The organism is Arthrobacter sp. TmtSoilC48 (genome assembly GCF_059739425.1).
This window is the reverse complement of the sequence record NZ_AP046049.1, coordinates 4,032,230-4,045,214: the sequence shown is the minus strand read 5'-3', so window position 1 is coordinate 4,045,214 and position 12,985 is coordinate 4,032,230. Positions and strand designations below refer to the sequence as shown.

Below are 12,985 nucleotides of genomic sequence, written 5' to 3'. Positions count from 1 at the left end.
TGATGCAAAAGCCATCTGCAAGACACCTGTTGCTACCGTTCAATCGCCCAGAATACTTCTCTGTTCCCGAGGCGCTTGTGTCAGCTCTGGCGTGGAAGGCTTATGAGCCGGCGCCTGATGCCAAATTCGATAAACCCTTGTCGCGTCTCGGGTTTATGTATAAAGCTGAACCTCAAAGCCCGACGACTTTCGATTTCCGGGTTACTTGGCCCGGTGGGATAAGGGCGAAGGCGTTTGGCGACATCCTTAAGGACACCGGAAATTTCTCGACAGAAGCGACTAGTGCACTTCTGGGCGATGCCGTCGCGCAGAGTGTACTTGGAATTCGTAGTGAGAAATCAGGTAATCAGCCCGCTAGTCCAATGACACCTGGATTGGCGCTAATGCAGAATTCGCGTGGGGTCATGGTCAAACCGAGCCCCCCGGACTATGGAACAATCATCGAATCTATGTACTCGGTGGGGCTAACCGCGCTTTCGCACGACGGCACCACGGAGTCCGCAACGCAACGGTGGGTGGCCGCCGTGGATCAACGGCTGGAAGACGACAAAGTTCTTTACGCCATTGATAAGGCTTTGATGGACTTAGTTCACGGCGGCGCCTTTGTTCGCCGATCCAGTTTCCCGTTAAATGAGAAGGCGGCCGATTGGGCTGGACTCTTAAATGGGACCCCATTCGAATGGCTTGCCACATCCTGGAGGAGACTTACTTCGAAGGAATGGGTGGAAGCACTTCCCGCTCGAGTGTGGGTTGACTGGGCAACGACTGTACTCCGGCTTGGCGTTGGACTTGGATACCTTTGGGAAGCGGCTTGGTACGAGCGCATTGCAGAGGCAGTCTTAAATGAAGAACGGATGCCTGTTTCATTTGCCGAGCTCGTTCGCTCCGTTCCCGTTCCCCTTCCCTGGAAATCGAGTCAGGAGTCAATATCTGTTAGAGAAGTAGGCTCGATGATGAAGCTACGGCTCAACCGCGGTGAACAGATTCGTAAGTTTCTGGACAGTAAACTCAACTTTCCGGATGATGGTGCCCACAGTGGGTCAAGGGCTCAGAATCCGATTGACTTTCTCAGTGATCTTTCGAAAAACTCCCGTGCTGAACTGCGATCGGCCCTCAACTACTCTGGCGAGCCGGCTCGTTTGACCAATGAAACCGTCAAATATGGTCTTTCAATTCGCGAGTCGACTGGACCTTTTACCGACTATTACGGTTTACTCAGATCGCGGGGACGAAGGTGGGTTGTGATTGACCCGGGAACTGAATGGATTACGGTAGTTGCTAGTTTGGCCTGCGAGAAACCAGAAGAAAGCTGCAATGTCGGCAAAGTACTGGATGATTTGGCCGTATTAGGCATCCGGCCAGAACTCGGCGACGTTGTGCAACTCCTAGAAAAGGCCGGGCTGGCAAGAGGTAGCGCAGATGCAGACATAGCCGTCATCGTTGAAAGTGCTTATTAAGGAGACATCTTGGATTATCCCATTTCCGTAGCTCTTGGGAAAGCTTTCTCGAGCGCCAAAGATCTGGCATATGTACACGTTCCTGACGGCATCACGAAGGCAGAAGCTCTGGCGATGGTTGAGTCGGCGAACAAAGCTACTGGATTCGATCCTCCATACGCATTTCTTGTGTGTGAGGAACCTGAAGATAATGGTGACGATCTTAGGCGCGAAGTTTCGCCCAAGGAAGCGATTCGGTATCGGGAGGACCGGCATGTTGCCGTTGTTCACGGTCGGAAGCCGGATATTCCGTCATTTCACAATACCTTTCAAGAGATCGTCGGTCAGAGCTTTCCCGATGTCACCTCAGGAAGTCTCACACTGAGGCGACTATCGGAGCTCGTAGTGGATGACGTTCTCCACCAATTCAACTTGCTCGACCGGGACAGGCGAATAGCTGGCATTCTTGAATCTTGTCTAACTGAAGTCAAGGATCTGTACATTGAAGGTCACTCAGATGTAAGTACTTGGAATAGCGTGTGGTTTCGCCATTGTAATGTCAGCATTCAGAATCTTCAGGCACTCCTTAGCGAAGCGCAGCGCGACAGAAGTCCTTTGAGTCCGTACGAGTTCTTTGGGCAATTTGCTCATGCATCATTCGGATTGCCCAGGCCTGTCCGGTTGTGGTCAGAAAGACGCTCACGAATTCGGGATGCGAAATTGCTAAACGATGCCCAGGAAGAGTACTGGAGTCAAGCGGAAAGTATTGAGAACGCCCTCCGAATCCTTAGTTTAAATGGAAGGGAAGGCCATGAAGGGCTGCTTCAAATTCCGTGGGAAGAATTTGAGCAGAGTTCACTTGTCTCACCAAACTTATGGCTATCTCTGGCAGAATTCCTTGGGGCCGACCTAACCAGGATCAAGGCGTTCTCAGTGTTGCCAGAAAAGGACTTCGTCAATCCGGGGGGGCAAGCTGAGTCGAATGTGCCGCTGAGGTTGACCAGTGCGCAGGGTACTAGCTTAGCCCTTCAGCCTGAGATCGATGCTTCGCCCGTGCTTGTACCAATGACGCGAGACATAACTCTTCAAGATGGTTATTGGTCGGAGTCCGTTTGTCTCGTTGTTTCCCTCGTGCGGCCCGCCGACACTCTCGAGCTAGATGGGAGCGAAGTCCGAATATCGCTGTCTCCGGTCTCTCAGGCTGAGTGGAGTGAGAGTGAATTAATTTGGACTGAAAGTGAAATAGTCGTCAAAGGGCGGATCAAATGGAAGTCTGGTACCGGAAAGAATGCGTCCAAATTCCGCCAGCTCAACTTGACCGCCAGTTTTCCGTCCGGGACAGCCGCTGCTCCGCACTTGCCGCTCAAAGCGCAGACGCTGAGCGTACTATCGTTTGATGCTGCAGGTGAATTTCTTGCACTGGCTCCAAAGAAGGCGAAGGGAGCTGTCGGACGTCCGACTGTCCTTGGTCGTTGGGCCGGGGACGCTGATGTGGTTGATCTGGCGACGGACCTCAAACCAACGACGCAGGGCTTTGCGGCTCTCTTATGGAGTGCAAACGAAAGTAGCTGCTACTTGGACGGAAAAAAGATCGAACGCCACGGTCTTTGGAGTCAATTAGCTTTTACACACTTCGTGCCCACAGGAATGCACGAATTTAGTCTGGGAGCGTTGTCATTTCGAGTTAGCAGTATGGAAGTTGAATCTGGCCAACAGTCTGCAATCTTGGCGGCTGCACTGAAGCAGCAGGTATCTCCCAATCGGCCCAGTGCGCCGACTGTGGATTCCGTGAGGGGGCAGTATGAGGCTTTTGCGGCCGAGGCCCTCTCTTCTCCTGATCATCAAGAACAATTTATGCTTGCGCTGGGGCATGCGGCCTTTCCTGCAGAAATGCAGGCCACCATGGCTGGGATGTTACCTCAGGACGGCGGTGCAATCCTGATGAATGGGCGTGCTCGTCAGGCGCTCCGCGACCATGATTTCATCGATTTTGAATTTCCAGAATTTATACTTGGACCCGCTGCGGAGCGGTTTCGTAACGCAGCTAAGCAGCTTGGATTCGATAAGCGTCTTTTTGTCGAGGGTGGCGGGGACGGCGTAACCTTCGAATGGCCATCGCGGATTTCTTGGCGGTCGCTTTGGCAAGCAGCTGAACTTACCGAGTACCTTGAGTCATACGTTGAGTTGTTGGAAAGTGCCAAGTCTACAGAGAATGCGGCACTTATATTCTGGGCAACGTATCCATTCTCCATAAGCATTTGGGACGTTGATAACGGTTCGGGCTGTAGCGCTGTTCTCCTGAGTCCCCTTCATCCCATCCGACTTGCCTGGCTCGCGGGAGTTGAAGATGTTCTAGCATCGGCGACAGAACCACTTGCATTCCTTGGATCCATCGAAGGGTGGAACTTCCCTATATCAGGGCCGGGTTCCGGAACAGGCCACCGCTTGCTGGCCGTCCCTTGCGACACTGGCGAAGGCCAGCTATTCACGAGTTGGGGGATGCTCGTCAGGGCGTCCACGTCGGACCCGCTGCCATTAGTTTCACCTATATCCATAGGAAGTTTTGATGCGCCCGGAACGGCAGTTAGTGGTCTCAACGCGCAAGCCGTGAATGCCGCGTTGCGATCCTTCCGGAAGATGCATCCACACGTGACTACTTTGACAGTGGATCTCAGTGCTCAAAAGAAGCAGCCCAGACTGAGTGAAATAGACTCCGCAGTTTTGAAGATGGCCGTTAATTGGAAGGAATCCCAATTGGACGGTCTTCTAGGAGGCATCCGCGTGTTGGACTCAGTTAACCGACTCGGCGTTCCACCACGGGGAGAGCTCACGAAACTTGTGCGTGACAATCCCAGATTGCTTTTCACATGGTCCCGGTACAACCCCCGGAAAGTGTTTGATCGAGCCTGCAGTATTCGTTTCCTACAGGACTCGGGCAGCGTGCTTCGCGTCGGAAACAGTCGAATGTCTCATGGAGTCGTCGGTCTAGTGCCGCTCCGTCGTTTTGAGGCTAACGATGGCCGGCTGTCAGGCTCTCATGTCAACGATTCCCACCCGGGCATCGATCCAACGTGTGGTTGGCACCCATTCACGAATGCGCTTTCTGCGGTTGAAAATCTTCCGGTTGTTTCCTCGGGAATCTCACGTGGCAGCTTGAGTGATAAATCAGCCAATTGGACTGTGATGGGCGAAACGTATCTAAGCCCGTCCACTATTTCCACCCTTATGGGCAATGTACACGGTGGCGAACAGATGCTGTGGGAATGGCGGCCTCCCGTATTGGACGAGCGTGTCGGCCGTGCTCTATTGGAAAAGCGCCCGTTTGTCTCGGTCGCCCGTGTACCACGGGCCTTCGGAAATGAACTAGATAAACTCCTGCGACGTGCAAGTCCCGAAGAAGAGACGGACAGGCTCCGCCAGAGTGTCATGACTACTTTGGGATCCCGTGGGGTTGGGTTGTCCTCGCTTCTTGCCATGGGTGGAACACACGTCGCAGGCGCCGTTGGTTTTTATTTGGCTTTAAGCCTCTTCGATCAAACCAGAAGTGAAAATACCAACCGTCTGATAATCCCCATCGATGCCGCCGACTACTTTCTTCGTACGCTGGCCGATGGAGCCGCGCACGGTGACTTTCAGCATCGTGCGGATCTTTTGGTCATGGATCTTTCAGATTCCGGTCTGACCGTTACTCCGGTCGAGATTAAGGCGTACGGGCTCCAGAGCCAAAGACAACACAACAAATTGCCGGAACCCGATTCTTTGGAGCTGGCACCAGCCCTCAACCAGTTGAAGGATAGTCAGGAACTGCTCTCCAAAATCCAAGGCCTTTCCAGGAGCTTGCGCGGCGCCGATGCTCGGCTGTGGTGGAACAGCTTGACCACTCTTGTTGAAGTCGCGGCAAAATTGAGTCCGCAGACTCTGGGCGACTTGAACGACTTCGTGCGGCGGATGGCAGCGCTTGTGAATGGCCAGACCGACTTCAGTGTTGGTCGCCCAATTTTGATGTATTTCTTGCATAGTGCCCAGTTCGTAGATGGTAAAAAGTTCTATGCAGGCCCGGTGGGCGGGCACGGCTCCGAGTCGTTGGGACTTGTTTGTGATATGGAAAAGGCTTTTCAGGCCATTCGGGGGATTGGGGTCGAACCAATCGTGGACGCCTGGCAAAGTCTGGTCCGCACGGCATTAAACGACCCAATTCCTGAGACATCTGTGGCCGTTGCGTTTGAGACCCCGAGTACGAGCGGGGCGGACCATTCACCTACTGAGGCCAACATTCCTGCGCAGCTAGGGTACGCCGAAATTGACCGACGCGGTGGGCCCGACCCCGCCGATACCGACCAAGAGTCCGATGCTTCTGTGGCCCCGCTAGCAACGGTGCTGGACTCTGGGCCAGAGCTGCCCCGCCGACGCCCTCTGTTGCCAGACAATGCACACCACTCGCTCAGTTCTCAAGGACCGAGTTCACTTGTTCCGGAACGGGAAGGTCGTGGGCCCATCTGGGGTATTCGGGATGAGGGCGTAAGGATCAATGTTGGAACAGTGTTGGATTCAGTAGGAAACGCTCCGGTTGATTTTTGGCCCAGCAATACTGGCCTTAACCAACCAAACATAGGGATCGTTGGCGACCTAGGGACTGGAAAGACCGAACTCATTAAGGCGCTTATCGCTCAGATTCGAGACCAAGCGAGAGTTGTTCAGCCGGGCCTACCGACTTCAATGCTCATTTTTGATTACAAGGGCGACTTTCAACAAGAGGAGTTTCTGGAACGCGTTGGGGGCGTGGTTTTAAATCCCTATAGAATTCCGTTGAACGTCTTCCTTCCCGTTACTGCGGAATATTCTCGTAAGCCTTTTCAGCAAGGGGCAGCCCTTGTCGACACTTTCAAGAAAATCTATTCCGGGATCGGACCCAGACAGATGAGCCTCCTGAACCAGGCGGTTAGGGAAGCATTCCAAGACCGGAATGACCTTCCCCCCACGATCGCTGACGTTCGCAGCCGATATGAGGCACTGGTCGGTGATCCAGATTCGGTGACTTCTATCCTGGACACTTTCGTTTTCGGCGAAATCTTTAGCGCCGATAGGGATGAGCTTTTGTCATTCGACGAACTTCTCGAGGGCCGCGTGGTTGTGGTGGCTCTGAACAAACTTGGACAGGACTCGAATACTAAGAACTCTCTCGTGGCGTTGTTCTTGAACCTCTACCATGACTACATGCTTCGAGCAGGATTGTTGCCGTTCGAAGGGAAGGCGCCCGTGCTCCGGTATCTGAGATCGTTCTTATTGGTTGATGAGGCCGTGAACATCATGCGCTACGACTTCCAAGTCTTGGAAGACATCATGCTGAAGGGGCGAGGTGCCGGAATTGGGGTGATGTTGGCATCACAGTACCTTTCACACTTTAGGGCAGGGAAGACCGACTACGGGCAGCCACTGAGGACGTGGTTCATCCACAAGGTCCCAAGCGTGACTGCCAAAGAACTTGCCGCGCTAGGAATAACGGAGGTTTCAGAGGATGTTGCCCAGCGCATCCCTGCCCTTGGTAACCATCAGGTCCTGTACAAGTCGTTCGGTTGGGACAGAGGTCACTTTGTCCGGGTGACGCCGTACTACGAGTTGTATGGGGAGTAGGATAGTGTTTTTGTCCGACGCCTGGACACCGATCGCCCCCCGCGGCATACTTGAGATTGTGATTTTCGTAGATATGTTCGAACTGTGAAGTTTATTGATCTTTTTGCTGGGTGTGGTGGACTGTCCCTAGGGGTGGAGCGGGCAGGTGGCAAGCTTCATTTCGCCGTGGAAAAGTCCGAAATGGCGGCGAGGACGTTCTACCACAACAACATCGCGAGTGCTCGCTCTGATTCGGACTGGGAGCGATACCTTGCACGCGAGATTGCAGAACAAGCCGCGGCCGGAGTTATCGTGCGTCCCCTAGCCGACGTGCTTGAAGACGGTCGGGTCATGGCTGATGCCGCTGCGCACGAGCTTGACCTAGTGGTGGGAGGGCCACCATGTCAGGGATTCTCCATGGCAGGACGACGGAACAAGGACGACGTCCGAAACAAGCTGGCTTGGGAATTTCTCAGCTTCGTTGAACAAACGTCGCCGAAGATGGTAGTCATCGAGAATGTAGTTGGCATGAGCCGAAGCTTCGTTGAAGGCGAAGATTCGTCTTTCCAACAGTTACGGCTTGCGTTGGAGCTGAACGAACGCGGCAAGTATAGGTATGTGGTGCAACCTGTTCTGGTAAACGCCATGCATTTTGGCGCACCGCAGCACCGACCAAGATTGATGCTTATCGCTCTACGAAAAGATCTCGCTGTTCAACTAGGCGTTGCAGCTACCGAGAACATATGGAAATCCGGGTTCAAGGACCAGATAGAAACGGGCGACATTCCCGAGCTTGCTCCCAAGCCCTCCATCGCTAGCGACGATAAGCTGTTAATTCGCGACGCCATCGCGGATCTTGATACATGGCCAGCTCATCCCCCAACTCAAAACAAAGAATATATCAAGAAACTTCGCAATTTCGAGTCCTTCGTCGTCAGGAGGAGCGAAGTTCTCTGGCGCCAGAACCACAATATGCGACGTCACTCACCGCGTGTAATAAAGCGCTTCTCTTTCTATAAGCTGTTGCTGGAACGTGGCATCGATCAGGGACTACTGTCTGTTATGGGTCAACTCGACGAGGATTTGGCGCTGCGTCACGCACTCGTCGAGCTTAGGGACATTAAGTTTCCGGTTAACATCCAGGTGGATTTGGATGGAAGCGCCGAGAGTATTGATAACGTGGAAGACTTGGCAGCGCTCGCGTGGGTGCTCAGGACCAAGAAACACAGCCAAAAGGTACTAGCAGCAGATGCACCGTCGCGAACCGTCGTCACTCTTCCAGACGACTACGGTCACCCTATCCATCCCCGAACGTTTACAGTGCGAGAACTAGCCAGATTTCAGGGCTTTCCTGACAATTTTGAATTCATGGGCAAAGAAACCACTGGAGCGGAGCGTCGTCGGGTCGAAGTTCCCCAATACACTCAGGTTGGAAACGCGGTGTCTCCATGGCAGTCGTACGCTGTGGCCGCGCGTGTTAGGGAAATCTTGGACAGAATCGAGCGCGCGAAGGACAAGCAGGATGAACCGGCATATCTCAAGAGTTGCGAGATTTCAGAGGGCCTGAATCTGTCGAAGACAACGATTGCAGCCGCTGTCTAAACCTGTCAGAAACTGGCGTAGCGGGAAGGTCGTCAAGGTTACGGTAGCCGGACGAGCTGGCTTGGTGGACCAAGGCAGCGACTTTACGTTCAATGCTCCGTCCTCGGGCGTAGCATTGGACTGTGGTGGACTTCATGACACCAGCGAATAGAAGCGCCCACATGGCGAAGATTCGTTCATTCGACACGAAGCCGGAGCTACTGCTGCGGCGAGCGCTACATGCTGCTGGGTACCGCTACCGCTTACACGACCGAAGGCTTCCGGGGACGCCCGACCTGGTCTTCGCCAGCCGCAAGAAGGTCATCTTTGTGAACGGTTGTTTTTGGCATGGACACAGTTGCGGCGTGGGCAGCCGTCTTCCGAAATCGAACACGGATTTCTGGAAAGAAAAGCGGCGACGTAATAGTGTTCGAGATACGCGTCAGAGATCGCAGCTGACTGAGATGGGATGGTCCTACTTGGACGTTTGGGAATGCGAATTGTCGACGAAAGATGAGGCTGAAATAGTCAAGGTTCAAGAATTCCTAGGGTGACTTTACGTAGCAATCGGGAATCTGTGTTCATTGCCATCTATTGAAGCTATTCAATAAGAATTATTGACGCTGCCACGCGCCATGCTGAGTCATCTGGTGCCAAGCAGGATTCTTCCCACGGCGGCTTTTAGGGCATTTATTGAAGTAGTTAGAGTCGGCACGCGCAGGGCCCGGACACACCAGTCCGGTTGTCAGCCGTAACGTCCATGCCTGCGTGTTCTCCGAGCGACATCCAAAGCTGAACCAGGGGCCCGGGGAATGACCAGAGATGCAACATCGAAGCTCCCGAGAGCCTGTGTCAACGGCTCCGACCAACGTTCAGCAAGCGGGCCCTTTCGTGTGGGTCTACTGCCCGAGGTGGATTCCTTTCCACGCAAGACTCCCATGAAACCGTGAAGGAAGGATTCTCAGCGGGTCGATTTCATTTCCTAGCTGGTCAAGTGGCCTTTCTATTCCCATTCGGACTGCCAGGCTGAGACCGCAGACTTGAGCCTGGGGCCCGGAGAGAAGTTTCAAGGGAGAGTCGGTCGTTTCGGCAGGCGCAAGCCATCGGAAGGATCCAGGAAACCACAATCTCGGTTGTCGGCTAACGTCTCGACCGAGTCTTGTGGCGTCGACTGATGAATCACTTATTGAAGTCAGGAACAGCAGGCCACCAAGCCCGAATCCAACGAATGCTAGGTATTGATTTCCGGGCTGGATTCGAATGGATTGGTGACTCCCTGCCTCCCATAGATAGGTTGTGGATACGCCAAGTTGAACGTAGCACCCCGGTGGCACGGACCGGCTGCTATACGCTCGCTCAAAGACTGAGTGTGGGACACGTCCTTGAGGACTGACGTGCGTCAAAAGCAGCGAGCGTACCAAGGCCCAGAATCCAAGTAACTGGATTTGGTCCGCAGTTAGACATCTTCCGTGGGTGCTCTCGAGAAGTTTGTAGATAATCGGCTCAGCAGCGCATTCCAGATCATTCAGCCAACCTTGATTGCATTCTCTGCAGACATTATTCACCGTCATGTCAAACTGCGTAATGGGTCGTTCGATGAGTTCCGTGCCAGAACTCGACATATACGAAAAGGAAAGGCTTGGGACACGGGGAAACTTGTCCTTGAACGATTTGCGGAGCACATGCTCGCGTGAGCGCTTCCCGGAGGTGGTGCGGCAAAATAGGCAACGGGGTGGATCGGGGGTTCGCTGAGGGATGCTTTGATGAGGTTTTGCGTTGCCTTCTGGTTGTGAGACTTCCGATGAATTCATAATTGTTGACTTCGATTCTTTAGTCAGTGGTCCAAACCCGGATGGGAATTGAGCTGGCCTTAAGTTGAACGAGCCTAGGTTTATGTCTCCCGGTTCGTTGGGTAACATCAAGGCTTCTTCGCGGTAAGCCTATCTGGCGAGTCCTTGCTAGGCTTGCCGCGGAGAAGCTCAAAGCCATCCGCCGCCAGCGACTCCCGCTTGAAGGTTGGAGGACAGAAGAGCCTGATTCATAATCGCTTGCTGTGGCGTTGGTGTCGCGCTGACGACCTGGCTGGGGGATATGACCGAAATTGGTTAGGCTCCGCTCATGCGCCCCACCCAGGACCGGGTAACAGTCAATCGATAGAGTCTACGACTGATGTTCGGACGGAAGTCCAAGTTGTGGTGGTGCCCGCGGGGACGATTGAGTTTCCTGTTTCGTTCACCGCGCGCATGCCGATGAATAGCCCGCTGGCCGGGTCAAAGATGACGTCCGTGCGCACCCCGTCCTCTGTTCTGCCGACGGCTGTCCCGGAGCGGCCATCCAATGCGGTCTGTTGTTCCGTGACGATGGCGCCGGGAACCAGGGCTGCGGCCCGGTAGAGCGCTGCCCTCCACTCGGCCGGCACGACGCCGGTGGCCAACTGACCTGCAATGAAGCTCCAAACGCTGGCGTCGGTGCCTTTGATCTCGGCCTTGATCCAATCCACCAAGGCCGCAGGTTCCCTCGGAATGGTCGCTTCCTCCGCTGGGCTCAGATTCCCAAATGTCACGGAATTCGCGCTGAAAACCACGCTGCCACCCAGACCGCGTAGTTGTCGACCGGGCTCAGGGCTTTGGAGCCCTTTGGACCTATAGTAGTTTTCGATTTTTTCCTTGGTGGCGGTGCCGAAGTATTCAGCCGGCTCAAGAGGACCAAGATTAAGGACCCATTCACCGTTCCGGTCGTACGGAACAAAGAGCTGGTTGTCGGAGCGCGCGGTCCACATGAGACCGTTTTCGGAGGCATTGATTATTGATTCGGCTATATCGAGCCTTAAGTACTGTCCCGGACCAACCGCCGGATCCGTCGTTGCGATGACGGAGTCGGCTGCCCTGTTCAACAGCTCTGCAGCATGAGCCGTTGCCGGAATGGTGTTTCCTCCAAGATGAATTACGTCCGATGCGACGAGGCCACCAGCCAGCACCGCTGCCGCTGCGGAGACAAGGATTGTCCTCCGGATTATCCTTTTCGGCTGCGAGAGCTTTTGCGCTTGGGCTTCGCCGTTGCTTTCGGCGCGTGAGGCGGAACTTCCATGTTGGGCGTCGGCCCCGAGGGGCTGCAGTGTTCTGGCCCGTATCCCGGTGTTTTCTAGCCAGTTACGAGCGGACCGGGATGTCCGGTTCGCTTCCTCGACGAGAAGGATCTGGACGCGGTTTTTGGTGTCCTTCGGATAAGTCACTTCAGACAGGTTCATGACAGTCTCGTTTCAACGATTTTCGTGTCGGTTTGTTCGATGCGCTCTTTTGGCCTACTGAAGGCGGTCAGCTTAACTCGGGCGCGGTGAAGTCTTGACTTCACCGTCCCGGCGCGGATGCCTAGTGTTGTTGCAGCTTCGTCCTGACCGATTCCGTTCAGTAGACACAGGATCACTACGTCGCGTTCGCCGTCGCTTAGTCCCGCCGTCGTGGCCAGCAAGTCTCGGACGGAACGTTCGGCGTCGAGCCTCGAAGCGATCGCTTCCGCATGGTCGGCTTCGTGTTCCCCATGACGTGAATCCGAGTGCGGCAGCCTGGCAAGAAAAGCGGCATGCCGTTTGGCTGCCCTGGCACGGTTGCGGTTCGCGTTTGTTGCGACCCCAAGAAGCCAAGGCAAGACACTGTCTCGTTCCAGTTTGAGCCTGTCCCGTTGCCGCCATGCCTCTAGAAAGGTGATTGAAGCGAGTTCTTCGGCATCATGCCAGGAACCGCAACGGCTCAGGCAGTACCGGAAGACAGCATCCGCATGCCGGTCGAATAGGGCACCGAATGCGTCAGCGTTGCCTGCGACGCACTCTTGCCACAGGTCTTGATCGGATTCCCCCGTTTGCCTCATGCCTTGTAGTGTCCGCAGCTCCGCAAATGGTTCCCGGAAAGCCAGGTCTTCCAAGTTAGGCATTTTTGCCCGCCACGTACTCCGCGTCCAGTTCCACGCCGCCGAGGATCGACGAGTAGTGCCGTGTCAGCCACGGAAGCCCCACCGCGTACAGGCTGGGCTGTTCGGTGACGCCGGCCTTGTGCTTTGGGTAGAGCGATTCGTCGACCACCGGGATGTCGATGAAGGACAGGTCGAGTTTGTATCCGGTGGCCCACAGGACTGAGGTGATGTTTGCCTGGGCCAGGTTCAGCCGGGCCGGCTCGGAGGGTAGCCAGTCGTCCTCCGGTGTTGGAGGCTGCTCTTCTGCAGGTGCATGCCGCGCCGACCGAGTTCGCGGAGGTGGATGTCGTGGCCGCCGTCGGTGCTTTCATGAGAACGCGGCCGCGGCCATGGCCTTCGAGATCTGTGTGCCCGGCACCGCGATAGGGATTGTTGCAAAGGCCCGACTGGTC

Annotated in this window: 7 protein-coding genes; 4 read left to right on the top strand and 3 right to left on the bottom strand. The window is 54.7% G+C overall.

Annotation, left to right across the window (positions count from 1 at the left end):
- The first annotated feature begins 2 nt into the window (after window positions 1-2).
- The 4 genes from AC6I97_RS18600 (at window position 3) to AC6I97_RS18585 (ending at window position 9,181) form a co-directional block, all read left to right on the top strand.
- Window positions 3-1,457 carry a hypothetical protein gene (locus AC6I97_RS18600; protein ID WP_497945916.1) on the top strand — a complete coding sequence of 485 codons (1,455 nt, stop codon included), beginning with the start codon at window positions 3-5 and terminating at the stop codon, window positions 1,455-1,457.
- Between the two features lie 9 nt (window positions 1,458-1,466).
- On the top strand, window positions 1,467-7,067 hold the full coding sequence (locus AC6I97_RS18595) for an ATP-binding protein (protein WP_497945915.1): 5,601 nt from the start codon (window positions 1,467-1,469) through the stop codon (window positions 7,065-7,067).
- A gap of 84 nt (window positions 7,068-7,151) precedes the next feature.
- The gene (locus AC6I97_RS18590) at window positions 7,152-8,648 is read left to right on the top strand and encodes a DNA cytosine methyltransferase (protein WP_497945913.1); all 1,497 of its coding nucleotides are present in this window, start codon (window positions 7,152-7,154) and stop codon (window positions 8,646-8,648) included.
- 134 nt (window positions 8,649-8,782) lie between these two features.
- A complete protein-coding gene (locus AC6I97_RS18585) occupies window positions 8,783-9,181 on the top strand; it encodes a very short patch repair endonuclease (protein ID WP_497947195.1) in 399 nt (132 codons plus the stop codon).
- Window positions 9,182-10,773: 1,592 nt separating this feature from the next.
- On the opposite strand, the gene AC6I97_RS18580 is transcribed toward AC6I97_RS18585, so the two are convergent.
- Genes AC6I97_RS18580 through AC6I97_RS18570 form a run of 3 tightly spaced genes read right to left on the bottom strand, consistent with a single transcriptional unit; the run spans window position 10,774 to window position 12,702 of the window.
- A complete protein-coding gene (locus AC6I97_RS18580; RefSeq protein WP_497945911.1) occupies window positions 10,774-11,874 on the bottom strand; it encodes a hypothetical protein in 1,101 nt (366 codons plus the stop codon).
- On the bottom strand, window positions 11,871-12,545 hold the full coding sequence (locus tag AC6I97_RS18575) for an RNA polymerase sigma factor (protein WP_497945910.1): 675 nt from the start codon (window positions 12,543-12,545) through the stop codon (window positions 11,871-11,873). The genes AC6I97_RS18580 and AC6I97_RS18575 overlap by 4 nt, the downstream gene beginning before the upstream one ends.
- 1 nt (window position 12,546) lies before the next feature.
- Complete coding sequence (locus tag AC6I97_RS18570) at window positions 12,547-12,702, bottom strand: hypothetical protein (protein WP_497945907.1); 156 nt, start codon at window positions 12,700-12,702, stop codon at window positions 12,547-12,549.
- Between the last annotated feature and the right edge of the window lie 283 nt (window positions 12,703-12,985).